The 23,911-nt window shown below is 71.0% G+C and carries 23 protein-coding genes; 8 read left to right on the top strand and 15 right to left on the bottom strand.

Annotated features, from left to right (window positions below; translation table 11 throughout):
• Positions 1-3: 3 nt before the first annotated feature.
• The 6 genes from JD276_RS02875 to sufB form a co-directional block, all read right to left on the bottom strand.
• Positions 4-1,602, bottom strand: a complete 1,599-nt coding sequence (locus JD276_RS02875; protein ID WP_200113739.1) for an ABC-F family ATP-binding cassette domain-containing protein — start codon at positions 1,600-1,602, stop codon at positions 4-6.
• A gap of 200 nt (positions 1,603-1,802) precedes the next feature.
• Positions 1,803-2,159 carry a metal-sulfur cluster assembly factor gene (locus JD276_RS02880; protein WP_200113741.1) on the bottom strand — a complete coding sequence of 119 codons (357 nt, stop codon included), beginning with the start codon at positions 2,157-2,159 and terminating at the stop codon, positions 1,803-1,805.
• A gap of 9 nt (positions 2,160-2,168) precedes the next feature.
• Entirely contained in the window at positions 2,169-2,933 is a 765-nt protein-coding gene (sufC, locus tag JD276_RS02885) for a Fe-S cluster assembly ATPase SufC (RefSeq protein ID WP_200113743.1), read from the bottom strand.
• Positions 2,934-2,936: 3 nt separating this feature from the next.
• On the bottom strand, positions 2,937-3,263 hold the full coding sequence (locus tag JD276_RS02890; RefSeq protein ID WP_200113744.1) for a non-heme iron oxygenase ferredoxin subunit: 327 nt from the start codon (positions 3,261-3,263) through the stop codon (positions 2,937-2,939).
• Positions 3,260-4,471 carry a Fe-S cluster assembly protein SufD gene (gene sufD / locus JD276_RS02895; RefSeq protein WP_200113745.1) on the bottom strand — a complete coding sequence of 404 codons (1,212 nt, stop codon included), beginning with the start codon at positions 4,469-4,471 and terminating at the stop codon, positions 3,260-3,262. Before sufD ends, JD276_RS02890 begins: the two co-directional genes overlap by 4 nt.
• Entirely contained in the window at positions 4,471-5,889 is a 1,419-nt protein-coding gene (sufB, locus tag JD276_RS02900) for a Fe-S cluster assembly protein SufB (RefSeq protein WP_200113746.1), read from the bottom strand. The genes sufD and sufB overlap by 1 nt, the downstream gene beginning before the upstream one ends.
• Positions 5,890-6,276: 387 nt before the next feature.
• Between sufB and JD276_RS02905 the strand changes: the two genes are divergently transcribed.
• Together JD276_RS02905 and JD276_RS02910 are read left to right on the top strand one after the other, a co-directional pair.
• Positions 6,277-7,284: a COX15/CtaA family protein gene (locus tag JD276_RS02905; RefSeq protein ID WP_443673894.1), complete on the top strand. Its 1,008-nt coding sequence runs from the start codon at positions 6,277-6,279 to the stop codon at positions 7,282-7,284.
• A gap of 11 nt (positions 7,285-7,295) precedes the next feature.
• Positions 7,296-7,793 carry a hypothetical protein gene (locus JD276_RS02910; RefSeq protein ID WP_200113757.1) on the top strand — a complete coding sequence of 166 codons (498 nt, stop codon included), beginning with the start codon at positions 7,296-7,298 and terminating at the stop codon, positions 7,791-7,793.
• Positions 7,794-7,941: 148 nt separating this feature from the next.
• Here the strand turns inward: JD276_RS02910 and JD276_RS02915 are convergent, their stop codons facing one another.
• The 5 genes from JD276_RS02915 to JD276_RS02935 form a co-directional block, all read right to left on the bottom strand.
• Positions 7,942-8,982, bottom strand: a complete 1,041-nt coding sequence (locus JD276_RS02915; RefSeq protein ID WP_200113758.1) for a hypothetical protein — start codon at positions 8,980-8,982, stop codon at positions 7,942-7,944.
• Between the two features lie 243 nt (positions 8,983-9,225).
• Positions 9,226-10,401: a trans-sulfuration enzyme family protein gene (locus JD276_RS02920; protein ID WP_200113759.1), complete on the bottom strand. Its 1,176-nt coding sequence runs from the start codon at positions 10,399-10,401 to the stop codon at positions 9,226-9,228.
• Between the two features lie 4 nt (positions 10,402-10,405).
• Positions 10,406-10,987 carry a hypothetical protein gene (locus JD276_RS02925; protein ID WP_200113760.1) on the bottom strand — a complete coding sequence of 194 codons (582 nt, stop codon included), beginning with the start codon at positions 10,985-10,987 and terminating at the stop codon, positions 10,406-10,408.
• Positions 10,988-11,014: 27 nt separating this feature from the next.
• Positions 11,015-11,818, bottom strand: a complete 804-nt coding sequence (locus JD276_RS02930) for a methyltransferase domain-containing protein (RefSeq protein ID WP_200113761.1) — start codon at positions 11,816-11,818, stop codon at positions 11,015-11,017.
• 74 nt (positions 11,819-11,892) lie between these two features.
• Positions 11,893-12,834 carry a heme o synthase gene (locus tag JD276_RS02935; protein ID WP_200113763.1) on the bottom strand — a complete coding sequence of 314 codons (942 nt, stop codon included), beginning with the start codon at positions 12,832-12,834 and terminating at the stop codon, positions 11,893-11,895.
• Positions 12,835-12,919: 85 nt separating this feature from the next.
• On the opposite strand from JD276_RS02935, the gene tkt reads away from it, so the two are divergent.
• The 6 genes from tkt to pgl are packed head-to-tail and all read left to right on the top strand — an operon-like array spanning position 12,920 to position 21,085.
• Positions 12,920-15,013 carry a transketolase gene (gene tkt / locus JD276_RS02940; RefSeq protein ID WP_200113765.1) on the top strand — a complete coding sequence of 698 codons (2,094 nt, stop codon included), beginning with the start codon at positions 12,920-12,922 and terminating at the stop codon, positions 15,011-15,013.
• 40 nt (positions 15,014-15,053) lie between these two features.
• Positions 15,054-16,163 carry a transaldolase gene (gene tal, locus JD276_RS02945; RefSeq protein ID WP_200113767.1) on the top strand — a complete coding sequence of 370 codons (1,110 nt, stop codon included), beginning with the start codon at positions 15,054-15,056 and terminating at the stop codon, positions 16,161-16,163.
• Positions 16,160-17,827: a phosphoglucose isomerase-related protein gene (locus JD276_RS02950; protein ID WP_200113768.1), complete on the top strand. Its 1,668-nt coding sequence runs from the start codon at positions 16,160-16,162 to the stop codon at positions 17,825-17,827. The genes tal and JD276_RS02950 overlap by 4 nt, the downstream gene beginning before the upstream one ends.
• A complete protein-coding gene (gene zwf, locus JD276_RS02955; protein WP_200113769.1) occupies positions 17,824-19,353 on the top strand; it encodes a glucose-6-phosphate dehydrogenase in 1,530 nt (509 codons plus the stop codon). The genes JD276_RS02950 and zwf overlap by 4 nt, the downstream gene beginning before the upstream one ends.
• Entirely contained in the window at positions 19,350-20,330 is a 981-nt protein-coding gene (locus JD276_RS02960; RefSeq protein ID WP_200113770.1) for a glucose-6-phosphate dehydrogenase assembly protein OpcA, read from the top strand. The genes zwf and JD276_RS02960 overlap by 4 nt, the downstream gene beginning before the upstream one ends.
• The gene (pgl, locus tag JD276_RS02965; RefSeq protein WP_200113772.1) at positions 20,327-21,085 is read left to right on the top strand and encodes a 6-phosphogluconolactonase; all 759 of its coding nucleotides are present in this window, start codon (positions 20,327-20,329) and stop codon (positions 21,083-21,085) included. Before JD276_RS02960 ends, pgl begins: the two co-directional genes overlap by 4 nt.
• Before the next feature lie 72 nt (positions 21,086-21,157).
• Here the strand turns inward: pgl and JD276_RS02970 are convergent, their stop codons facing one another.
• From JD276_RS02970 to JD276_RS02985, 4 genes are all read right to left on the bottom strand, one after another.
• Positions 21,158-21,523: an RNA polymerase-binding protein RbpA gene (locus tag JD276_RS02970; RefSeq protein WP_200113775.1), complete on the bottom strand. Its 366-nt coding sequence runs from the start codon at positions 21,521-21,523 to the stop codon at positions 21,158-21,160.
• Positions 21,524-21,549: 26 nt separating this feature from the next.
• Positions 21,550-21,798 carry a preprotein translocase subunit SecG gene (gene secG, locus JD276_RS02975; RefSeq protein ID WP_200113776.1) on the bottom strand — a complete coding sequence of 83 codons (249 nt, stop codon included), beginning with the start codon at positions 21,796-21,798 and terminating at the stop codon, positions 21,550-21,552.
• A 94-nt stretch (positions 21,799-21,892) separates the two neighbouring features.
• Positions 21,893-22,693 carry a triose-phosphate isomerase gene (gene tpiA / locus JD276_RS02980; RefSeq protein ID WP_200113777.1) on the bottom strand — a complete coding sequence of 267 codons (801 nt, stop codon included), beginning with the start codon at positions 22,691-22,693 and terminating at the stop codon, positions 21,893-21,895.
• Positions 22,690-23,892, bottom strand: coding sequence for a phosphoglycerate kinase (locus JD276_RS02985; protein ID WP_200113778.1), 1,203 nt, complete (start codon positions 23,890-23,892; stop codon positions 22,690-22,692). Before JD276_RS02985 ends, tpiA begins: the two co-directional genes overlap by 4 nt.
• Positions 23,893-23,911: the final 19 nt, after the last annotated feature.

Genomic DNA, 23,911 nt, shown 5'->3' on the forward strand with positions numbered 1-23,911 from the left:
CAGCTACGCCAGCTCGATGAGCTCCAGGTACTCCTTCGACCAGTGATCCTCGGTCGCCTCGGGCATGATCAGCACGCGCTCGGGGTTCAGCGCCTCGACCGCCCCCTGATCGTGCGAGACGAGCACGACGGCGCCCGTGAAGTGGGCGAGGGCGTCGAGGATCTCCTCGCGGCTCGCGGGGTCGAGGTTGTTCGTCGGCTCGTCGAGCAGCAGCACGTTCGCGCTCGATACGACGAGCATCGCCAGGGCGAGGCGCGTCTTCTCCCCGCCCGAGAGCACGCCGGCGGGCTTGTGCACGTCGTCTCCCGTGAACAGGAACGAGCCGAGCACCTTGCGCGCCTCGGTCTCCGTGAGATGCTGCGACACGGAGACCATGTTCTGCAGCACGCTCGCGGCGACGTCGAGCGTCTCGTGCTCCTGCGCGTAGTACCCGACCTTGAGCCCGTGGCCCTCGATGATCTCGCCCGTGTCGGGCTCGTCGACCTCGGCGAGCAGGCGCAGCAGCGTGGTCTTGCCCGCGCCGTTCAGCCCCAGCACCACGACGCGCGATCCCTTGTCGATCGCGAGGTCCACCCCGGCGAAGATCTCGAGCGAGCCGTAGGACTTCGAGAGCCCCTGCGCCATGAGCGGGGTCTTGCCGCAGGGGGCCGGGTCGGGGAAGCGGAGCTTCGCCACGCGGTCGACCTGGCGCACCTCCTCGAGGCCCGAGAGCATCTTCTCCGCGCGCGCGACCATCTGGTGCGCGGCCGCGGCCTTCGACGCCTTCGCGCCGAAGCGGGCGGCCTGATCCTTGAGCACCGAGGCCTTCTTCTCGACGTTGGCGCGCTCCTTGCGGCGGCGCTCCTCGTCGGCGGCCCGCTGGCGCTGGTACAGCTTCCACCCCATGTTGTAGACGTCGATGACCTGGCGGTTGGCGTCGAGGTAGAAGACCCGGTTCACGGTCTCGCCGACGAGGTCGATGTCGTGGGAGATGACGATGACGCCGCCCTTGTACCCCTTCAGGAACTCGCGCAGCCACACGATGGAGTCGGCGTCGAGGTGGTTGGTCGGCTCGTCGAGGATCATCGTGTCGGCATCGCTGAAGAGGATGCGGGCGAGCTCGATGCGGCGGCGCTGACCGCCCGAAAGGGTCTTCAGCGGCTGATCCAGGATGCGGTCGGGCAGCCCGAGATTGTGCGAGATCGAGGCCGCCTCGGCCTCGGCGGCGTATCCGCCGAGCGCCTGGAACCGGTCGGTGAGGTTGCCGAAGCGCTTCATCGCCTTCTCCGCGACGGCGGGATCGTCGGAGGCCATGTCCTCCGAGGCCCTCGCCAAGTTCTTCGTCAGCGTTCCGAGGCCGCGGGCGTCGAGGATGCGGTGCCTCGCCAGCTGCTCGGGATCGCCGGAGCGGGGATCCTGCGGGAGGAAGCCGAGCTCCCCCGACACGGTGACCTTGCCCTCGGCCGGCTGCAGCTCCCCCGAGAGGGTGCGCGTCAGCGTCGTCTTGCCGGCGCCGTTGCGGCCGACGAGACCGATCTTGTCGCCCGGGTTGACCCGGAAGGCGACCTCCGACATCAGCCGGCGGGCGCCGACGTCGATCGCGAGGTCCTCGACGATGATCATGGCGGTGTCCTCACAACTCTCAGCGCCGGGCGAAAGCCCAGCACCTCATACATGTATGCACCGAGGGCTTCACCACCGGCACTCGAAATGCTCGGAGGATGATTCTCCGGAGAAGGCGCGCTTGGTTGGGTTTGGCGAGCGCGCTCAGCGCGCTGGAAGAGCGCGCCGGCGGAGAATCATCCTCCGAGCCGTGGGAAGCACTAAATGGCGAAGCCCAGAGCCCGCATCATGTCCCGTCCATCGTCGGTGATCCGCTCGGGCGTCCACGGCGGCATCCACACCCAGTTGATGCGGAAGGCCGTGACGAGCCCGTCCAGCGCCTCGGCGATGTCGTTCTCGATGACGTCGGTGAGCGGGCAGCCCGCGCTCGTGAGCGTCATGCTCACGACGAGGGCGTCGTGCTCCTCGTCGAAGGCGAGGTCGTAGATCAGCCCGAGGTCGACGATGTTGACGCCGAGCTCGGGGTCCGAGACGTCCTTCAGGGCCTCGAGGGCCTGCTCTCGGAAATCGGGGTCGATCGACGCGGGGGGCGTCGGGGTGCCGGCGGAATCGCTCATGCGATCAGCCTACGCCTTCGCGGCCTCGAGGAAACGGTCGTAGCCCTCCTCCTCGAGACGGTCGGCGAGCTCCGGGCCGCCCTCTTCGGCCACGCGGCCGTTCACGAACACGTGCACGAAATCGGGCTTGATGTAGCGCAGGATCCGCGTGTAGTGGGTGATGAGCAGCACGCCGAGGCCGGACTCGGCCTTGGCGCGGTTGACCCCCTCGGAGACGACCTTGAGCGCGTCGACGTCGAGGCCGGAGTCGGTCTCGTCGAGCACCGCGAAGCGCGGCTTCAGCAGCTCGAGCTGCAGGATCTCGTTGCGCTTCTTCTCGCCGCCGGAGAAGCCCTCGTTGACGTTGCGCTCGGCGAAGGAGGAGTCCATGCGGAGGTTGGCCATCGCACCCTTGACGTCCTTCATCCAGGTGCGGATCGCGGGCGCCTCGCCGTCGATCGCGGTCTTCGCGGTGCGGAGGAAGTTGGCGTTGGTCACACCGGGGATCTCGACCGGGTACTGCATGGCGAGGAACAGGCCCGCCTTGGCGCGCTCGTCGATCTCCATGTCGAGCACCTCTTCGCCGTCGAGCAGGATGGATCCGCTGTCGACGGTGTAGCGGGGGTGGCCGGCGATCGCGTAGGCGAGGGTCGACTTGCCCGAGCCGTTGGGGCCCATGATCGCGTGGGTCTCGCCCTGGCGGATCGTCAGGTCGACCCCCTTGAGGATCTGCTTGGTGCCCTGCTCGGTCTCGACACTGACGTGCAGGTCCTTGATTTCAAGAACGGAGCTCATGGTTCATATCTCTTTCGTAACGTTGGGGTCGATGTACACGTCGCCGTCTTCGATCTCGACGACGTAGACGGGGACCGGCTCGTAGGCCGGAAGATTCTGCGGGATGCCGGTGCACAGCGAGAAGGCCGAGCCGTGGGCCCAGCACTCGAGCGTGTCGCCCTCGACGAATCCCTCCGAGAGGCTGATCTGCCCGTGGCTGCAGGTGTCGCCGATGGCGTGCACCTGGCCCGAGCTGTCGAGCACCACGGCGATCGGCACGTCGTCGAGGACGACCCGCGTCGCCTGATCCTGCACCAGATCGCTGAGTGCGAGGGCTTTGTGGCGGGTCACTTGGCCACGACGCTCTCAGACAGCTCGGCCTCGACGGCGGCCTGCAGGCGCTCCTCGGTCTCGGCGTCGCCGATCTGCTGGATGACCTCGAGCAGGAAGCCGCGCACGACGAGCTTGCGCGCCTCCTCTTCGGAGATGCCGCGGGACTGCAGGTAGAACAGGTGCTCGTCGTCGAAGCGGCCGGTGGCCGAGGCGTGGCCCGCGCCCTCGATGTCGCCGGTCTCGATCTCGAGGTTCGGGATCGAGTCTGCGCGAGTGCCCTCGGTGAGCACGAGGTTGCGGTTCTGCTCGTAGCTGTCGGTGCCGGTGGCGCTGTTCCGGATCAGCACGTCGCCGATCCACACGGTGTGCGCGCCCTCGCCCTGCAGCGCGCCCTTGTAGGTGACGCGGCTACGGGTGTGGGGGGCGTCGTGATCCATGTAGACCTGGTGCTCGAGGTGCTGGCCGGCGTCGGCGAAGTACGCTCCGAGCGCCTCGCCGTTCGCGCCCTCGTGGTCGAGGTGGATGGCGGGGTTCAGGCGCACGATGCCGCCGCCGAGCGAGACGACGATGTGGGTGAGCGACGCGTCGCGCCCCACGGTGGCGTAGTGGCTCGCGAGGTGGACGGCCGCGTCGTCCCACTGCTGCACCGAGACCACGGTCAGCTTCGCGCCGTCGCCGACGACGATCTCGACGTTCTCGGTGATCCGGGCGTCGCCCGAGTTCTCGAGGATCACGAGGCCGTGGGCGTGGGGCGCCGCCTCGATGACGGTGTGCGCCGCGCGGGGGTTCGAGCCGAGGGCGTCGCGGGTGACGACGGCGGTGACCCGCTCGTCGCCCGACACGGTGACGAGGTGGGCCTCGCCGAAGGCGGTCCAGGCCGCCGCAGCCGCGCGATCCTCGGGGAGGCCTGCGCGGCCGATGCGGGCGTCGTCGCGGGCGATCCACTCGGAGCCGATGCCCGTCGCCTCGGTCACGGCGACCGGGAGACGCGAGCCGTCGAGCTCGCCGTTCAGCAGGTCGTCGAGCTTCGCGACGGGCGTGAACTTCCACACGGCCTCGCGTCCCGTGACCTCTGGGAAGTCGGCGACGTCGGCCGACTTGGGCCGCTCCGACCGGGTCTGCACCGGGATCTTCGAGTCCCAACCCCCGTCGGAGTGCGCCTGCAGGCCGTGCTGAGCGCCGTTCTGCGGTGCGGGTGCCGTCTGAGTTGCAACAGCTTCGGTCATTATCCGACGGATCCTTCCATGCCCATCTCGATGAGCTTGTTCAGTTCGAGGGCGTACTCCATGGGCAGCTCGCGGGCGATGGGCTCGATGAAGCCGCGCACGATCATGGCCATCGCCTCCTCCTCGGCGAGCCCGCGGCTCATGAGGTAGAAGAGCTGGTCCTCGCTGACGCGCGAGACCGTGGCCTCGTGGCCGAGCTCGGCGTCGTCGGTGCGGATGTCGATCGCCGGGTACGTGTCGCTGCGCGAGATCGTGTCGACCAGCAGCGCGTCGCAGACCACCGAGTTGGCGGCGTGGTGGGCGTTCGCCTCCACGCGCACCTCGCCCCGGTAGCCGGTGCGGCCGCCGCCGCGCGCGATCGACTTCGAGAGGATCGACGACTTGGTGTGCGGCGCGAGGTGGATCATCTTCGCGCCCGCGTCCTGGTGCTGACCGGGGCCCGCGAACGCGACGGAGAGGGTCTCGCCCTTGGCGTGCTCGCCGGTCAGGTAGATCGACGGGTACTTCATGGTCACCTTGGAGCCGATGTTGCCGTCGACCCACTCCATGGTCGCGCCCTCCTCGGCGACCGCGCGCTTGGTCACCAGGTTGTAGACGTTGTTCGACCAGTTCTGGATCGTCGTGTAGCGCACGCGGGCGTTCTTCTTCACGATGATCTCGACGACGGCCGAGTGCAGGGAGTCAGACTTGTAGATCGGCGCCGTGCAGCCCTCGATGTAGTGGACGTAGCTGTCCTCGTCGGCGATGATGAGCGTGCGCTCGAACTGGCCCATGTTCTCCGTGTTGATGCGGAAGTAGGCCTGCAGCGGGATCTCGACGTGCACGCCCTTCGGGACGTACACGAAGGAGCCGCCCGACCACACGGCCGTGTTGAGCGCCGCGAACTTGTTGTCGCCCGAGGGGATGACCGTGCCGAAGTACTGCTCGAAGATCTCGGGGTGCTCGCGCAGCGCCGTGTCGGTGTCGAGGAAGAGCACGCCCTGGGCCTCGAGGTCCTCGCGGATCTGGTGGTAGACGACCTCGGACTCGTACTGCGCGGCGACGCCCGCGACGAGGCGCTGGCGCTCGGCCTCGGGGATGCCGAGCCGCTCGTAGGTCTCCTTGATCTCCTCGGGAAGGTCGTCCCAGGAGGTCGCCTGCTTCTCCGTCGAGCGCACGAAGTACTTGATGTTGTCGAAGTCGATCTCGGAGAGATCCGCGCCCCACGACGGCATCGGCTTGCGGCCGAAGATCTGCAGGGCCTTCAGGCGGCGCTGCAGCATCCACTCGGGTTCGTTCTTGAGCTCGGAGATCTCGCGCACGACCTGCTCGTTGAGGCCGCGCTTGGCTGTCGCGCCCGCCTCGTCGGCGTCGTGCCAGCCGAACTCGTACTGGCCCAAACCCTCGAGCTCGGGCCGATCAATCAGCACCTCTGGCATCGTTCACATCCCTCGTTCGTCTCCGCCGCCGGAACCAGAGCGAAGCCGGAGGGATCCGGATCCGGGGCGCCTCCGAGGCACCCAACTGGCTCCCTGCAGCGGTGCAGTATTCTGGCCTTCGGACCATCCGGGCGATTCGATGCTGATGCACCGCGCGCCCGGGTCGTCGTACGCAACCACAGCTTCCCATTCTACAGGTGTCCCGCTCAAAACGGGAGAGCCCACGCAAATCATCTGACGATGCGGAGCTGGCCGTCGAGAGGAGCCTCGTTGTCACCCGCGAGCACGTCATCAGCCGCACCAGCTCCTCCCTCCCCCGCCGGCGGCGCAGAGCTCGGCGGACGGTCCCTCCCCCGGCTCCTCCCCCTCGCTGCCTGGGCCTCGTTCGTGCTCAACGTCGTCATCATCGCCACGGGCGGTGCGGTGCGCCTGACGGGATCGGGCCTCGGCTGCAGCGAGTGGCCGCTCTGCACGCCCGAGTCCCTCACCCCCACTCCCGAGATGGGCATCCACGGCATCATCGAGTTCGGCAACCGTACGATCACCGGCGTGCTGCTGGCGGTCGCCCTCGCCGTGCTGCTCATCCTGCTGCACGGCGCCGGCGGACGGCGCTCGCTCGGCAGCGCACTGCGGTTCGCGGCAGGCGGAATCGTCGCCGGCGTCGTCGCGGGGGTGATCGCCTATGCCGTCGGACTGCCGACGTTCGTGTGCTTCTCGGCCGTGCTGCTGCTCGTCGTCGTCCTCGCCGCCGCGCGATCGCTGAACATCACGTCCCATCGGCGCGACCTCGTCACCCTCGCGTGGCTCGTGCTCGTCGGGGTCGTCGCCCAGGCGTTCGTCGGGGGCATCACGGTGCTCACCGAGCTCAACGCCTTCATCGTGGGATTCCACTACGTCGCATCGCTGGTGCTCGTCTGCGTGACCGCGGCGTTCCTCGTGCGTATGTACGAACCGGAGGGGCCGCGCGGGCTGGCGGTGCCCCGCGGCTTCGCGATCCTGACCCACGTCACGACCCTCGGCATAGCGATCATCGTCCTCATGGGCGTGCTGACCACCGCCTCGGGGCCGCACTCGGGCGATGAGGATGTCGTCCGCGACGGTTTCGACGCGACGTTGCTCAGCCATCTCCACGCCTGGCCCGGCTACGCGACGCTCGTGCTCGTGATCGCGCTGCTCGGCTGGGCGGCCGCGCGTCGCCTCCGCCCGCTGCGCTGGACCATCGCCCTGCTCGCGCTGCTGCTCGTGCAGATCGGGGTCGGTATCTACCAGGCGCGCAGCGGTCTGCCGCCGCTCGCTGTCGGCGTGCACATGGTGCTCGCCTCGCTCACCGCGGCGAGCATGACGGTCACGGTGCTGCGGCTGAAGCGGCCGGTGGCCGGGAGCGGCGCCGAGTAGGGGTCGCCGCCGTGCGGTTCCTCGGAGCCTCGCTCGGACTGGCACTGGTATGCGTCTACGCGGTGCTCGGAGCGTTCACGATCAACGACTGGGCTGTGGTCGCCGCGAGCGGCGTCCCCCTCGAAAGAGCTCGCGCGGCGATGACCGCGGAGGGCCAGCCCTACAGCGCGGCGCCGGGCGTCGCGTTCGCGGTCGCGGGGGTTCTCCTGGGCGCCGCGTGGGCGGCGGTCACCGGGGCAGTCCGTGCGATCCCGGGGTGGGGCTGTTCCGCGGGGTGGTGCGCGCTCCTGATGCTCGGCTCGCCGGCGTTCTTCGCGGCCGGCTTCTCGAACATGATGTCGGTCGGCGACACCTTCGTCGACTGGCGTCCCGACTCGGCCCGGGCCATCGAGCGGCTTTTCCATCTCTCGAGCGCGATCGCGGGGATCCTGCTGCTCGGGATCCTGGCCGCAACGGCGGGGCGCGCGCTCCTCAGGGCCCGGCGGCGGGCGCCCGGCGCGCCGTCGTAGTCGCCGGAGCCGAGCCCCGGGCTGAATCCTCGCAGCTCCGAACCCGGGCTGAACGCCGTCGAGAGGCGGATTATCGCCGCAGATCCTCTCGTTCGCATCGAAGATCCGCCTCTCGGCGCTGTCGCTTTCGCCGCGGGTATGAACGGACTCACCGAGGCGGTGAGAACGGGGCTGCGCGAGACGGAAGCGGCAGAGCGGACTCGGTGTCGTCGCCTGAGACCTCGTCGAGCAGGCGGGCGAGCGCGGGTCGGATCCGCCCCTGCGTGCGTCCGCTGAACTCGAGCATTCTGCGTCCCGAGGGCGGCAGCCGACCCACCAGCTCCTCGGGGAAGAAGACCAGCAGCCGCCATCCCGCGTCACGGGCAGCCTGGTGCTTGCACGCATCCCGTCTTCTCTGCCGTGGTGAGGAGAAGTGCTGCTCGCCGTCGTACTCGAAGAGGCTTCGGGTCGCGACGTCGGCCGCGTCGAAGCGGCCGATCCAAGTGCCGTTCTCGTCGAAGACCTCGAACTGCACCTGCAGTTCGGGCATCCCGACGCGCACCCCGGCGAGCCGCATCAGCGTCTCCATGCGCGACTCTGCGCCGACGCGGGCGAGGGCGGCCGCCTCCCGGAAGCGGACGACACCACGCCCCATCGCCGAGCCTGCGAACCGTCCGAGTTCTTCCGGGAGCACATGGACCTGCTGATCGTAGCGAGCGGGGTCCCGGCGCAGCAGGTGGTCGAGCGCGACCACGAGCTCACGGAACGGGAGAGCCGCGGCGGACTGCAGCACCGCGATGAGCGGTGGCGAGACCGGGATCCAGTAGTCGTGCTCAGGGATCGCGCATGAGAACTCCGGGGCGTCGGACCGGTGCCGGTGCCCCGTCGCACCCCTGCACGTGACGCGTCCCATGCGCTCGGGCGAGGAGATGTCGACCGGTGCCTGCTTCGGCACGCGGATCGGACAGCCGAGCAGGGCGAGCGCGGTCAGGTGGCTGAAACGCTCGCCGGGGCGGAGACGCGGGAGGTACTGCAGGGCCCGCCCGTACAGGGTTTCGGCTACGGGGGACTTCGAACGGACGCCGTGGAAGGGTCGGTGCCAGCGCGGGTGGACGAAGGTTCCCGGACCGTAGCCGAATCCCACCGCCTCCCGGACCAGGAACGGCCGGTCGGCGAAGTCGTCGTCCGTCGTTCGGGACCGCGTGCTCATCCTGCAAGGGTGCCTCATGAGGGGCACCGGCCCGGGGCATCCACAGGGATGTGGGCGAAACCGGCAGGATCGCGCGCTGTGAGCGAAGGACATTCGGTCGCGAGCAGCAGCTCGACCGGCCCGCTCCCTGGCGCATGCTCGCGAATCATGCTCAGGAGTCCGGCGAGAGGCGGAAAACGCCGGGGAACTCGGGATCTCAGAGCGAGATTCCGCCTCTCGCCGGAGCGGTCACCGGGGCGGTCCTCACTCGACGGCGTGTCCCGTCCCGGGGCGGATCTCCGAGACGGCCGCGAGGGCGCGTTCGAGGTCGGCCCAGAGATCCTCGACGTGCTCGATGCCGATGCTCAGCCGCACGAGCGACTCGGGCACCTCGACGGGCTCGGCCGAGTGTCGGCGACGGCGTTCCACGAGCGACTCCACGCCGCCCAGGCTCGTCGCGGGCGTGAACAGGCGCAGTGCTCCCACGAAGGCGTCGGCGGCTTCGGCCCCGCCCCCGAGCTCCACCGAGACGACGGCGCCGAAGCCGTCGAGCTGAGCGCGCGCTCGATCGTGGCCGGGATCCGACGGGAGCCCGGGATAGCGCACCCGCGAGATCGCCGGGTGCTCGGCGAGTCGCCTCGCGAGCTCGCCCGTCGTCTCCTCCGCGCGGTCGAGCCGCAGCGCCATGGTGCGCAGGCCGCGCAGCGCGAGCCAGGCCTCGAAGGGGCCCGGGATCCCGCCCTGCAGGGTGCGGCGCTTCGCGAGCCGTGCGCGGAGATCCTGATCCCTCGTCACCGCCAGCCCCAGCAGCACGTCCGAGTGGCCCGCGATGAACTTGGTGGCGGAGTGCACCACCACGTCGGCGCCCGCCCCGAGGGGCCGCTGCCTGAGCGGCGTGCTGAAGGTGTTGTCGACGACGACCGTCGCGCCGCGCTCGCGTGCGAGGGCGGTCAGCGCGGGCAGGTCGACCACGTCGAGCATCGGATTGGTCGGCGACTCGAGCCAGATCAGGTCGGCGCCGTCGAGTGCCCGCGCCGTGGCGTCGACGTCGAGCGGATCGACCTCGCGCAGCTCGAGCGCCCCCTCGGCGGCCAGCTCGCGGGCCAGTCCGATCGTGCCGTTGTAGGACGCGCTCGGAACGACCGCGACGCCGCCGATCGGCGTCAGCGACAGCGCCGCCGAGACGGCCGCCATCCCCGAGGCGAAGGCGAGCCCCGGCACCTCGGTGCCCTCGAGCGCCGCGATCGCGCTCTCGAGCGGCTCCCACGTCGGGTTCGCGTAGCGCGCGTAGACCCGCTCCCCCGGTTCCGGCGCGCCGGAACCGCGGAACGTCGAGCTCAGCACGATGGGCGGATTGAGGGCGCCGTCGGGCTCGGGATCGGGCCGCCCGAGGGCGACGACCGCGGTGCTGGGATGGAACTCGTCTGCGTGGCCGGTCATGCCCTCAGCGTACCGCCGCGGCCCGGCGTCCCAGGATCACGCAGATGAGCGTGGTGCAGAGCACGAGGATGTACGCCGAGAAGCCCCAGACCTCGGGGCGCCAGGAGGCGACCGTGCACAGCGTGACGATGGATCCGGCCCCGATCAGCGCGTAGAACGAGGCGTTCTCCGAGCGCGGATCGCGCCACGCCTTGATGAGCGTCGGGATCGCGGCGATCGCGTCGGCGGCGATCGCGAAGAGCACCGCGAGCGGCGCGTTCCCGAGGGCGAGCCAGACGACGATCGCGACCAGGGCGACGCCGCCGCAGGAGAGGTCGAACGCCGACAGGCGCACCCTGCCGTGCCGCGACACGAGACCGGACACGAGCACGAGCAGGGGTGCGAGGCCCGACGCGAGCGTCTGCAGTGCCGGCATCCCGACCCCGGCGTCGAGCTGGGCGAGGAAGCCGATCAGCGGGGCCGCGGCCCACAGCGACCAGGAGACGAGGTTGGGGCGCACGCGGCCGCGCAGCGTCAGGTACGCGTACCTCAGTGCGCCGATCAGGCTGAACACCATGCTCAGGAAGACCCAGCGCGGATCGATCATCGCACTCCTCCGTCGACGGCCGCCGTCCTACTCCGCGGTCGCGAGGACCTCCGCGTGCGGCATGAGCAGCCAGCCGTCCGGATCCTCGGCCCAGCGCTGCCAGCCGGCCGAGATGCGCTCCAGCTTCGCCCGGTCGGCGAGGCCGAGCCGGATCGCGTTGTCGGCGAACGCCGAGGCGACGGCGCGCTCGGCCCACATGCCGCCCCACCAGGCGCGGTCCTCGTCGGCCTCGAACAGCCAGAGCGAGGCCGAGCAGGCCACCTCGCCGAAGCCCGCCCGCCGCGCCCACGCCTTGAGATGCCGCCCCGCCGCCGGCTCCCCGCTGACGCCGCGGTGCACCCGGAGGTAGAGGTCGAGCCACTCGGAGAGCTCCGGGGAACCGGGCGACCAGATGACGCCCTCGTAGTCGACGTCGCGGGCGGCGACCACGCCGCCCGCGGCCGTCACCCGGCGCATCTCGCGCAGCATCGCGACCGGGTCGCCGACGTGCTGCAGCACCTGGTGGGCGTGCACGACGTCGAAGGAGGCGTCGGCGAACTCGAGCGCGTAGGCGTCGCCGGTCGTGAACTCGAGGTTCGCGAGGTCCCGCTCCACCCCGTCCCGACGTGCGGTGCCGACGACCTCCTCGGACGCGTCGACCCCCACGACCCGGCCCGGGGCGACGAGCTCGGCGAGATCGGCCGTGATGGTGCCGGGGCCGGACCCCACGTCGAGCACGCGCATCCCGGGGCGGAGCCGCGGGATGAGGTAGGCCGCGGAGTTCTCGGCCGTTCGCCAGGTGTGCGAGCGCAGCACGCTCGCGTGGTGTCCGTGGGTGTACGCGTCTGCCATGGGTGCAGCCTAGCGCGCCGCCGAGAGCGCGGACGCGCGCCGCGGCCGCGCCGGAGGCGCCGATCCGGAGCCGGCTAGAAGGGCAGCAGCGGGTCGACGGCGATCGCGAGCGACAGGATCGAGAGGTAGCTGATGGAGCCGTGGAAGACCTGCATCGGCTTGCCCTCGCGACCGCGGATCGCGCTGCCGTAGAGCCGGTGCGCCTGCACGATGAAGTAGCCGCCCGAGAGCAGCGCCACCGAGGTGTACAGCCACCCGATGCCGGGGGCGGGCAGGAGCAGCAGGCTCGACGCGACCGTCGCCCACGCGTAGAGGATGATCTGCAGGCCGACCGTCGCGCGCCCGCGCACCACGCCGAGCATCGGCACGCCGGCGGCGGCGTAATCGTCGCGGTACCGCATCGAGAGCGGCCAGTAGTGGGCCGGGGTCCAGAGGAAGATGACGAGGAAGAACACCCAGGCGGGCCAGCCGAGGTCGCCCGTGACCGCCGCCCAGCCGATGAGCACGGGGAAGCAGCCCGCGATGCCGCCCCAGATGATGTTCTGCTCGCTGTGGCGCTTCAGCACGAGCGTGTAGACCACGACGTAGAAGAAGATCGCCGCGGCGGAGAGCGCGGCGGCCAGCCAGTTGGTCGTGGCCCACAGCCAGACGACGGAGAGCACGCCGAGCACCCACGAGAAGACGAGCGCGCTGCGGTCGGAGAGCTCTCCCGTGACGAGCGGGCGGTTCTTCGTGCGCTTCATCTTGCGATCCATGTCGCGGTCGATGTAGCAGTTGAACGCCCCGGCCGAGCCGGCGCTCATCGCTCCGCCGAGCAGCGTGGCGAGCACGAGCCAGAGGTTCGGCAAACCCTGCTGCGCGAGGATCATGGCGGGGACCGTGACGACGAGCAGCAGCTCCATGACACGAGGCTTCGTGAGGGCGACGTACGCCTTCACCGTGCGCCCGAGGCTCTTCGCCTTCGGTGCGGCCGGGAGCGAGGAGGGCGCTGCTGGGGTCTGGATCTCGGAGGACATCACCACCTATCGTACCCCGAGCGCCTGTAGGCTTGACAGCAGTGTGCGCAGAGTAGAGGCGCTCCCATTCAGAGAGGCTGGGCAATTGGGAAACGAACTGCAGTGGGATGAACTCGACGATCGTGCCGTCGACACCGCGAGGGTGCTCGCGGCCGACGCCGTCGAGAAGGTCGGGAACGGGCACCCCGGAACGGCGATCAGCCTGGCCCCAGTGTCCTACCTGCTCCACCAGAAGGTGATGCGGCACGATCCCTCGGATCACGAGTGGATCGGCCGCGACCGCTTCATCCTCTCCGTCGGCCACTCCTCGCTGACGCAGTACGTGCAGCTCTACCTGGGGGGCTACGGCCTCGAGCTCGAGGACATCGAGTCGCTCCGCACCTGGGGTTCGAAGACCCCCGGGCACCCCGAGTACGGGCACACCCCCGGCGTCGAGATCACCACCGGCCCGCTGGGGCAGGGCCTCGCGTCCGCCGTCGGCTTCGCCTTCGCCGCGCGCTACGAGCGCGGCCTCTTCGACCCCGAGGCGGCGCCGGGCACGAGCCCCTTCGACCACTTCATCTACGTCGTCGCGGGCGACGGCGACCTGCAGGAGGGCGTGACGAGCGAGGCCTCCTCGCTCGCGGGGCACCAGGAGCTCGGCAACCTCATCGCGATCTACGACTCCAACCAGATCTCGATCGAGGACGACACCGACATCTCCTTCTCGGAGGACGTAGCGAAGCGGTACGAGTCGTACGGCTGGCAGGTCATCGAGGTCGACTGGAAGAAGACCGGCGAGTACGTCGAGGACGTCGCCGAGCTGAACCGGGCGATCGAGGCGGCGCAGGCCGAGACGAGCAAGCCCTCGATGATCATCCTGAAGACGATCATCGGCTGGCCCTCCCCCGGCAAGCAGAACACGGGCGGGATCCACGGCTCCAAGCTCGGCGCCGAAGAGCTGGCGGGCCTCAAGCGGGCGCTCGGCTTCGACCCCGAGCAGCACTTCGTCGTCGCCGACGACGTGCTCGCCCGCACCCGCGAGGCCGTGGAGCGCGGCAAGGCGAAGCGCGCGGAGTGGCAGCGGGGCTTCGACGCCTGGGCCGCCGCGAACCCCGAGCGCAAGGCGCTGCTCGACCGTCTCGAGGCGCAGGCGCTGCCCGACGAGGCGCGCGCCGCGCTGCCCGAGTTCGAGGCCGGCACGAGCGTCGCGACCCGCGCGGCGAGCGGCAAGGTGCTCGCCGCGCTCGGGCCCGTCATGCCCGAACTGTGGGGCGGCTCCGCCGACCTCGCGGGCTCCAACAACACGACGATCCCCGGCGTGCCGTCCTTCGTGCCCGCGCGCCGTTCGACGAAGAGCTGGCAGGGCGATCCCTACGGCCGCGTGCTGCACTTCGGCATCCGCGAGCACGCGATGGGCGCGATCCTCAACGGGATCCAGCTGCACGGGAAGACCCGCAGCTACGGCGGCACCTTCCTCATCTTCAGCGACTACATGCGCCCGGCGGTGCGCCTGGCGGCGCTGATGAACGTGCCGAGCATCTTCGTGTGGACCCACGACTCGATCGCCCTCGGCGAGGACGGCCCCACGCACCAGCCGATCGAGCAGCTCGCCTCGCTGCGCGCGATCCCGAATCTCGCGGTCGTGCGGCCCGCCGACGCGAACGAGGTGTCGGTCGCCTGGCACGAGATCCTGACGCGCCACGCGGGCCCCACGGGCCTGGCGCTGACCCGCCAGAACGTGCCCGTCTTCGCCCGCGGCGAGGGCGAGGCCACGGGCGACGCCTTCGCGAGCGCCGAGGGCCTGCGCCGCGGCGCCTACGTGCTGGCCGAGTCGCCCACCGAGTCGACCGACGTGATCCTCATCGCCACGGGCTCCGAGGTGCAGCTCGCCGTCGAGGCCCGCGAGCGCCTCGCCGAGGAGGGCGTCGGCGCACGGGTCGTCTCCGCTCCCTGCCTCGAGTGGTTCGCCGAGCAGACGCCCGAGTACCGCGAGAGCGTGCTGCCCGCGGCGGTCACGGCGCGCGTCAGCGTCGAGGCCGGTCTGGCGCTCGGCTGGGAGCGCTACGTCGGCGACCGCGGCCGCTCGGTCTCGATCGAGCACTTCGGCGCCTCCGCGGACTACGAGACCCTGTTCCGCGAGTTCGGGATCACGACCGACGCCGTGGTCTCCGCGGCGAAGGCCACCCTGGCCGCCTAGACTCCTCACCGACCACCGCTTCCTGAAAGGAAGGAACGCCATGTCACACTCCCCCACCTCCGACCTCAGCGAGGTCGGCGTCAGCATCTGGCTCGACGATCTCTCGCGCGGCCGCATCGAGAGCGGCAACCTCGCGGAGCTCATCGAGACCCGCAACGTCGTGGGCGTCACCACCAATCCCACGATCTTCGCGAACGCGCTCTCCAAGGGCGAGGGCTACGCCGATCGCATCTCCGCGTGCGCCGGTCGCGGTCTGAACGCGACCGAGGCGATCTTCGAGCTCACGACGAGCGACGTCGCCGACGCCTGCGACATCCTCTCGGGCGTCTTCGAGGCGACCGGCGGCCGCGACGGCCGCGTGTCGATCGAGGTCGAGCCCAGCGCGGCCCGCGACGCCGACCGCACCCTCGCCGAGGCGAAGCAGCTCTGGGAGCGCGTCGGCAAGAAGAACGCGATGATCAAGATCCCCGCCACCCGGGAGGGGCTGGTCGCCATCTCCGACACGATCGCCGAGGGCATCAGCGTGAACGTCACGCTGATCTTCAGCCTGCAGCGCTACCGCGAGGTCATCAACGCCTACCTCGACGGTCTGGAGCGGGCCCGCGAGGCCGGCATCGACCTGTCGACGATCCACTCGGTCGCCTCGTTCTTCGTCTCCCGCGTGGACAGCGAGATCGACAAGCGCCTCGACGCCCTCGGCACGGACGAGGCCCGCGAGCTCAAGGGCAAGGCGGGCATCGCGAACGCCCGCCTCGCCTACGAGGTGTTCGAGCAGTCCTTCGCCTCCGAGCGCGCGAAGCTGCTGCTCGAGGCCGGGGCGAACGCGCAGCGCCCGCTCTGGGCGTCGACCGGCGTGAAGGATCCGGCGCTCCCCGACACGCTCTACGTGACGGAGCTCGCGGCGCCGGGCACGGTGAACACGATGCCCGAGGCCACTCTCGAGGCGCTCGCCGACCACGGGGTGGTCACGGGCGACGAGGTCTCCGGCACCTACCGCGAGGCCGACCAGGTGCTGAACGCGATCGACGCGCTGGGCATCGACTACGTCGAGGTGACGGAGCTGCTGGAGGCCGAGGGCCTGCAGAAGTTCGACGCCTCCTGGGGCGAACTCGTCGAGTCGGTCGAGCAGGCGCTGCAGGCGGCTCGATGAGCGTCGAGGTGAGGCTGGGCCAGAGCCCCACCGAGGTCAGCTCCATCGTCTCCGCTCTCGTCGCCGACCGGGTGGCGAGCCGACTCTTCGCGCAGGACGCGACGCTCTGGGGCCCCGATGCCGAGGCCGAGGCGTCGATCCGCCTCGGCTGGACCGAGGTCTGGGGCCGCGCAGCCGAGCTGATCCCCGCGATCGACGATCTGCGGGCGAAGCTCCGCGGCGACGGCGTCGACCGCGTGGTGCTGTGCGGCATGGGCGGTTCGAGTCTCGCCCCCGAGGTGATCGCCTCGTGGGCGAGCGTGCCGCTCGTCGTACTCGACTCGACCCATCCCGAGCAGGTGCGCCGCGCCCTCGAGGGCGATCTCTCGCGCACCGTCGTGGTCGTGAGCTCGAAGTCGGGGTCGACGATCGAGACGCGCAGTCACCGCGCCGCCTTCGAGGCGGCCTTCCGGAGCGCCGGCATCGACCCGGCGTCCCGCGTCGTGATCGTCACCGATCCGGGATCGCCGCTCGAAGAGTCGGCGACGGCGGCCGGTCAGCGGGTCTTCCGCGCCGACCCGAACGTGGGGGGCCGGTACTCGGCGCTCACCGCGTTCGGACTGGTGCCGGCGGGCCTCGCGGGAGCCGACCTGCGCACCCTGGTCTCGGAGGCCGAATCGGTGCGGGAGCTGCTCTCCGCCGACGACGAGGGCAACCCGGCACTGCAGCTGGCGGCGACCCTCGCCGCCGGCCTGCCCCGCCGCTACGCACTCGCCATCGCGTCCTCCCCCGACGCCCGATGGGGTCTCGGCGACTGGATCGAGCAGCTCGTCGCCGAGTCGACCGGCAAGGATGGCCGCGGGGTGCTGCCGGTGGTGCTGCCCTCGAGCGCGCCGGAGCTGAGCGGCGCGCTCCCCGACTCCGCGCTGCTGATGACCGTGGCGGCGGACGCCGATCCGCACGAGCCGGTCTCGGAGGCCGCGACGTTCGACTCCGAGGGCGCGGGCGGCATCGGCGTCGTGGGCCCCCTCGGCGCGCAGCTGCTGCTGTGGGAGGCCGCGACGGCCGTCCTCGGACGGCTCATGGGCATCGATCCCTTCGACCAGCCCGACGTCGAGTCGGCGAAGGTCGCGGCCCGCGAGGTGCTGAGCTCGGGCGCGACCCGCCCCGAGGCGCTCGGCGTGCTCGAGGACCCGGCGGGAGCCGAGGTGCTCGCCGCGCCGGAGGGCCGGCCGGCGGAGTCCGCCGCCGACCTGGTATCGCGGCTGCGCGACTCGGTGTCTCCCGACGGCTACGTCGCGATCCAGGCCTATCTGGACCGCGAGGGGGCCGCGGTGCGCCCGCTCCGCGCACTGCGCGACGGGCTCGCCGCACTGCTCGGCGTGCCCGTCACGCTCGGCTGGGGGCCCCGCTTCCTCCATTCGACGGGCCAGCTGCACAAGGGGGGCCCCGCGACGGGGGTGTTCGTCCAGCTGATCGACGATGCCGAGCCCGATGTCGGCATCCCCGATTCCGACAGCGGCTTCGGCACGCTCATCTCGGCGCAGGCCGAGGGCGACCGCGGAGTGCTCGCGGAGCACGGACGACCGGTGCTCGCGCTGCGCAGCGCCGATGCCGCCGCGCTCGCGGACGCGCTGGCCGGCGCCGTGTCGGCCGAGAACCAGACGGGAGCCTCCGAGGCATGACCGAATCGCAGTCCCACCGCCCGAACCCGCTCCGCTCGGCGGGCGATGTCAGGCTGAACAGAGTCGCGGGGCCCTGCGCGGTCGTGCTCTTCGGCGTCACGGGCGATCTGGCCAGGAAGAAGCTGCTGCCCGCCATGTACGACCTCGCGAACCGCGGCCTCCTGCCCCCCGGCTTCGCGCTCGTGGGCTTCGGCCGTCGCGAGTGGAGCGACGAAGAGTTCGTCGAGGTCGTGCGCGGCTCGGTCGAGCAGCACGCCCGCACGCCGTTCGACGCCGACGTCTGGGAGCAGTTCAGCACGGGGATCCGCTTCGTCTCGGGCGCCTTCGACGACACCGAGGCGTACACGCGGCTCCGCGATGTGCTGGGCGAGCTCGAGCAGGATCGCGGAACGGGCGGCAACGCGGCGTTCTATCTCTCGATCCCGCCGCGCGCGTTCCAGACGGTGAGCACGCAGCTGCGCGACGCCGGTCTGGCGAGCACCGACGGCGAGTCCTGGCGTCGGGTCGTGATCGAGAAGCCGTTCGGGCACGACCTCGAGAGCTCGCAGGAGCTGGGTCGCGCGATCGACGCGGTCTTCCCGCCCGAGCACGTCTTCCGCATCGACCACTACCTCGGCAAGGAGACGGTGCAGAACCTGCTCGCGCTGCGCTTCTCCAACGTGCTCTACGAACCGATCTGGAACGCCGAGTACGTGGACCACGTGCAGATCACGATGGCGGAGGACATCGGCGTCGAGGGCCGGGCCGGGTACTACGACGGCATCGGCGCGGCGCGCGACGTGATCCAGAACCACCTGCTGCAGCTGCTCGCGCTCACGGCGATGGACCGCCCGGACTCGCTCTCCGCCGACGATCTCCGATCGGCCAAGGAGCGCGTGCTCGAGGCCGTCACCCTGCCCGACGACCTCCTCGGCACTACGGCCCGCGGCCAATACCTCGGCGGCTGGCAGGGCGGCGAGCACGTGCGCGGCTTCCTCGACGAGGACGGCATGGCCGAGGATTCGACGACCGAGACGTTCGCGGCGATCACGCTCGGGATCGACAGCGACCGCTGGCGCGGCGTCCCCTTCTATCTGCGCACGGGCAAGCGCCTCGCGCGCCGCGTCACGGAGATCGCGGTGGTCTTCAAGCGGCCGCCGCAGACGATCACCCCCGGCCAGGAGGTCGGCCAGAACGCGCTCGTGATCCGCGTGCAGCCCGACGAGGGCGTCACGACGCGCTTCAACTCGAAGGTGCCCGGCCCGGGCGAGCAGCTGCGCGAGGTCACCATGGACTTCGGCTACAGCCACGCCTTCACCGAGGCGAGCCCCGAGGCCTACGAGCGGCTGATCCTCGACGTGCTGCTCGGAGAGCCGCCCCTCTTCCCCGGCCAGCGCGAGGTCGAGCTGTCCTGGCGCATCCTCGATCCGATCGAGGAGGCCTGGCGCGCCGAGGGCGCCCCCGAGTCGTATCCACCGGGGCGCTGGGGCCCGCCCAGTTCCGAGACCATGCTCAGCCGCAGCGGACGCACCTGGAGGCAGCCGTGATCGAACAGCTCCCCGACACGACGGTGCAGGGCATCAGCAAGCGCATGGTGAGCCTGCGCGCCGAGGGCGGAGCGACCACGCTCGGCCGGGTGCTCACGCTGATCGTCGTCACCACGACCGCCGGCGCGGAGGAGGCCATCTCGGCCGCCAACTTCGCCTCGCGCGAGCACCCGATGCGCATCATCGTGCTCGCGATGCCCGACGAAGCGGTGCAGCGGGTCTACGCTGCCGAGGAGACCTCCGTGGCGGACGGCCTCGACGCCGAGATCCGCGTGGGCCGCGACGCCGGAGCCGGAGAGGTCATCGTGCTGCGCCCCCGCGGAGGAGTCGCCGCCGAGCCGGACCGCCTCGTCAGCGGCCTGCTGCTCGCGGACGCCCCCGTCGTGGCCTGGTGGTCGGGGCTCTGGCCCCGCCGGGCGGACGGCTCCCCCATCGGGCGGCTCGCGCAGCGGCGCATCACCGACAGCGGCGGCTTCGACGATCCGGCGGGTCACCTCGGCGACCTCTCGGCCGCGTACACGCCCGGCGACACCGACCTCGCCTGGTCGAGGCTCACACTCTGGCGTGCCCAGCTGGCGGCCGCGCTCGACAATGCGAGCGGCCGCGAGATCACCGGCGTCACCGTGAACGGCACACCGGACTCCTCGTCGACGATGCTGCTGGCCGCCTGGCTGCGCCTGCAGCTCGGCGTGCCCGTGACGCAGATCGACCTCCCGCGCGACACCAGCGTGGCGTGGGGGATCCACTCGGTGGCCCTGCACTCGGCCGAGGGGGACACGGCGATCGAGCGCTCCCACGGGGCGTTCGCGGCGATCACGCAGCCCGGGCATCCGCGCCTCGAGGTGCCGCTCCCCCGTCGGTCGCTTCCCGACTGCCTGGTCGAGGATCTGCGGCTGCTGAACCCGGACGAGCTCTACGGCAGGGTGATCACCGAGGGCGTGCCGCTGCTGCTCGCGGAGCGGGAGGCGCAGCGATGAGCGCCGCGTCCGACGCGCCGGGGGGCGCCGCCCTCCGCCTGGAGCGCGCGGCCACGGTCGACGCCCTCGCCGAGCGGGTCGCGGCGCGCGTCATCGCGGTCTGCCGCGCCCGCCAGGAGGCCGGAGCGGTCCCCTGCGTGGTGCTCACGGGGGGCAGCATGGGCCGGGCCTCGCTGCTCGGGATCGCCGCCCACGCCGAGCGCGACTCGGTGGACTGGAGTCGGGTGCGCGTGCTGTGGGGCGACGAGCGCTGGGTGCCCGCGGGCCATGAGGAGCGCAACGACCGGCTCGCCGACGAGCTGCTCTTCCCCCACGTCGAGGTCGATCCCGCGTTCATCCACCGCGTGCCGGGCTCGGATTCCGGCCTGACCCTCGACGAGGCGGCGGCGCAGTACGCCGTCGCCGTCGACCGGGCCGGTCGGATCGACGTCGCCCTCAACGGCGTGGGCCCCGACGGCCACCTGTGCTCGCTGTTCCCCGGCCGAGCGGACCTGCTCGTCGACGGTCCCGACGCTCCCGCGGCGATGGTCGTGCGGGACTCGCCCAAGCCCCCGCCCGAGCGCGTGACGCTGACGCTCCCGGCCGTGCGCCGGGCCGATCGGGTGTGGCTGCTCGCGGCCGGAGCCGAGAAGGCCGAGGCCGTCGCGCGCATCGTGCGTCCGGACGCCGACGATCCGCTGCCCGCCGCGCGCGTTCACGGGCGCGACGAGACGGTGCTCTGGGTCGACGCCGCCGCCGGGCTCGCCCCGGCCTGATCCCGCGGCTGCCGAAACGCAGAACGCCCCCGACGCGATGTCGGGGGCGTTCTGCGTTTCCGCCGGCGGAGGCTACGAGGCCTTGCGCGCCGTACCGCGGCGCTGGCGCAGCTTCTGCAGGGCCTGCTCGAGCAGCTCTTCGGCCTCCTCGGGGGTGCGGCGCTCCTTCACATAGGCGAGGTGCGTCTTGTAGGGCTCGTTCTTCGCGAGCACGGGAGGGTTGCTGCGGTCGCGTCCGGCGGGGAGCCCGCTCGTCGGCGAGTCGATCTGCTCGGGGATCTCCTCCTCCGGAACATCGGCCGCGAAGTAGCGGACGGTCTCGTTGCCCAGTTCGTCCCAGTAGGACACCCGGGTGCGCTCGGCGCGTGCACCGTGATCCATCTCCCCCATGGGGCCGGATCCGACGCGGGCACCGCGAATGGCGTTGCTGCCAGCCAAGGTTTACCTTTCTGTAGAGGTGAAGCTCAGACGACCGAGAACCGCGCCACGAGGCCCAGCCCGACGATCGAGGCGAACCAGATCAGCGACACGATCACGGTCAGCCGGTTCAGGTTGCGCTCAGCGACGCCCGACGAGCCGAGGCTCGAGGTCACGCCGCCGCCGAACATGTCGGAGAGGCCGCCGCCGCGACCCTTGTGGAGCAGGATGAACAGCGTGAGCAGCAGGCTCGTCAGGACGAGGAGCGAGATCAGGGCGATCCGAAGAACAAGCACGCAGGTCACCTTTCGGGGTTGGGACGCGGTACACCAGCTTTCAGTATACCGTGCCCCTCATGGGAGCCGCCTGCGCCGCACCGGCGGCGAGGGGCTATGCGCCCGTGACGTGCTTCTTGAACTGCACGATGCGGGTGAACTCGTCCACCTTCAGGCTCGCTCCGCCGACCAGGGCGCCGTCCACATCGGGCTGGCGGAGGAAGGATGCGATGTTCTGGCTGGTGACGGAGCCGCCGTAGAGGATGCGCGTCGCGGCCGCCTCGGTCTCCCCGCGCTGCTCGCGCAGCTGCTCGCGCAGCGCACGGCAGACCTCCTCGGCCTGCTCGGCGGTCGCGGCCTGGCCGCTGCCGATCGCCCAGACCGGCTCGTACGCGACGACGTACTCGGCGTCCGCCGGCAGCTCGGCCACCGCGCGCTCGAGCTGGGCGACCGGGATCGCCGCCGCGCCGTGCTCCTCGAGATCCTCGGCGGTCTCCCCGACGCAGATGACGGGGACGAGCCCCGCCGCCTGCGCGGCCCGGGCCTTGGCACCGACCGTCTCGTCGCTCTCCCCGTGGCCGCCGCGCCGCTCGGAGTGGCCGACGATGACGTACTCGACGTCGAGCTTCGCGAGGAACTGCGCCGAGATGTCGCCCGTGTAGGCGCCCGATTCGTGCGGAGACACGTCCTGCGCCCCGAGTTTCAGCGAGAGCTTGTCGGCGGAGAGCAGGGTCTGCACCGAGCGGAGATCGGTGAACGGCGGGAAGACCGCGATCTCGACGTCGTCGTAGTCGTGGCCGACGTCCTTCAGCCCCCACGAGAGCTTCTGCACGAAGGCGATGGCCTGGAGGTGATCCAGGTTCATCTTCCAGTTGCCGGCGATGAGCGGCCTGCGGCCCTCGGTTGCCTCGGTCATGCCAGTACCTCCAAACCGGGGAGCGTCTTCCCCTCCAAGAACTCAAGACTCGCACCGCCGCCGGTCGAGATGTGCCCGAACTCGTCGTCGGCGAAGCCGAGGGCGCGCACGGCGGCGGCGGAGTCCCCGCCGCCGACCACGGTGAATCCCTCGGTCTGGGTGAGCGCCCGCGCCACGGTGCGGGTGCCCTCGGCGAACGCCTCCATCTCGAACACGCCCATGGGGCCGTTCCAGAAGACGGTCGCGGACTCCGCGATCACGCGGGCGAAGGCGGCGGCGGACTCGGGGCCGATGTCGAGGCCGATGGCGGAACCGCCGAACGAGGACTCCTCGATCGCGTCGGCCGCGACGACCTCGTGGGCGGCGTCGGCGGCGAACGCCTCGGCCACCACGACGTCGCTCGGCAGCACGATGCGGACGCCCCGCTGCTCGGCCTCCGCGAGGTAGCCGCGAACGGTGTCGAGCTGGTCCTCCTCGAGCAGGCTCGAGGCCACGCCGTGCCCCTGCGCGGCGAGGAACGTGAACAGCATGCCTCCGCCGATCAGCAGGGTGTCGACGCGCTCGAGCAGGTGCGAGATCACCCCGAGCTTGTCCGAGACCTTCGAACCCCCGAGCACCACGGTGTAGGGACGCTCGGGATCCTCGGTCAGCCGGCGCAGCACCTCGAGCTCTGCGGCGACGAGGCGCCCGGCCGCGCTCGGCAGCAGCTCGGCGAGGTCGGTGACGCTCGCCTGGCGCCGGTGCACGACCCCGAATCCGTCGGAGACGAAGGCGTCGCCGAGCGTCGCGAGCTCCTCCGCGAAGGCGCGGCGCTCGGCGTCGTCCTTGCTCGTCTCCCCCGGGTTGAAGCGGAGGTTCTCGAGCAGCACGACGTCGCCGTCGCCGAGCGCGGCGACGGCGGCCGAGGCCTCCGCCCCCACGGTCTCGGCGACGAAGCCGACCGGCGCCCCGAGCAGCTCCTCCATGCGCCGGGCGACCGGACGCAGCGAGTAGCGCTCCTCTGGGGCGCCCTTCGGCCGACCCAGGTGGCTGATCAGCACGACGCGCGCATCGGCATCGCGGAGCTCGCGGATCGTCGTCAGCGAAGCGCGAATGCGCCCGTCGTCGGTGATCGCGCCGTCGGCGATCGGGACGTTGAGGTCGCAGCGGACGATCACCGTCTTCGAACGCAACGGACCCAGGGTGTCGATGGTGCGCATTGCCGTGAGAGCTCCTTTA

The organism is Leucobacter chromiisoli (assembly GCF_016522505.1).
GTDB classification, from domain to species: Bacteria; Actinomycetota; Actinomycetes; order Actinomycetales; family Microbacteriaceae; genus Leucobacter; species Leucobacter chromiisoli.

What these genes read in the sequence shown, in the direction of transcription:
- sufD (WP_200113745.1), bottom strand. Translation starts at nt 4,471, where the DNA reads ATGACCGAAGCTGTTGCAACTCAGACGGCACCCGCACCGCAGAACGGC.
- tal (WP_200113767.1), top strand. Translation starts at nt 15,054, where the DNA reads ATGTCACACTCCCCCACCTCCGACCTCAGCGAGGTCGGCGTCAGCATC.
- JD276_RS02950 (WP_200113768.1), top strand. Translation starts at nt 16,160, where the DNA reads ATGAGCGTCGAGGTGAGGCTGGGCCAGAGCCCCACCGAGGTCAGCTCC.
- JD276_RS02875 (WP_200113739.1), bottom strand. Translation starts at nt 1,602, where the DNA reads ATGATCATCGTCGAGGACCTCGCGATCGACGTCGGCGCCCGCCGGCTG.
- JD276_RS02935 (WP_200113763.1), bottom strand. Translation starts at nt 12,834, where the DNA reads ATGTCCTCCGAGATCCAGACCCCAGCAGCGCCCTCCTCGCTCCCGGCC.
- tpiA (WP_200113777.1), bottom strand. Translation starts at nt 22,693, where the DNA reads ATGACCGAGGCAACCGAGGGCCGCAGGCCGCTCATCGCCGGCAACTGG.
- JD276_RS02915 (WP_200113758.1), bottom strand. Translation starts at nt 8,982, where the DNA reads ATGAGCACGCGGTCCCGAACGACGGACGACGACTTCGCCGACCGGCCG.
- sufC (WP_200113743.1), bottom strand. Translation starts at nt 2,933, where the DNA reads ATGAGCTCCGTTCTTGAAATCAAGGACCTGCACGTCAGTGTCGAGACC.
- JD276_RS02920 (WP_200113759.1), bottom strand. Translation starts at nt 10,401, where the DNA reads ATGACCGGCCACGCAGACGAGTTCCATCCCAGCACCGCGGTCGTCGCC.
- JD276_RS02880 (WP_200113741.1), bottom strand. Translation starts at nt 2,159, where the DNA reads ATGAGCGATTCCGCCGGCACCCCGACGCCCCCCGCGTCGATCGACCCC.
- JD276_RS02985 (WP_200113778.1), bottom strand. Translation starts at nt 23,892, where the DNA reads ATGCGCACCATCGACACCCTGGGTCCGTTGCGTTCGAAGACGGTGATC.
- pgl (WP_200113772.1), top strand. Translation starts at nt 20,327, where the DNA reads ATGAGCGCCGCGTCCGACGCGCCGGGGGGCGCCGCCCTCCGCCTGGAG.
- zwf (WP_200113769.1), top strand. Translation starts at nt 17,824, where the DNA reads ATGACCGAATCGCAGTCCCACCGCCCGAACCCGCTCCGCTCGGCGGGC.
- sufB (WP_200113746.1), bottom strand. Translation starts at nt 5,889, where the DNA reads ATGCCAGAGGTGCTGATTGATCGGCCCGAGCTCGAGGGTTTGGGCCAG.
- JD276_RS02930 (WP_200113761.1), bottom strand. Translation starts at nt 11,818, where the DNA reads ATGGCAGACGCGTACACCCACGGACACCACGCGAGCGTGCTGCGCTCG.
- JD276_RS02925 (WP_200113760.1), bottom strand. Translation starts at nt 10,987, where the DNA reads ATGATCGATCCGCGCTGGGTCTTCCTGAGCATGGTGTTCAGCCTGATC.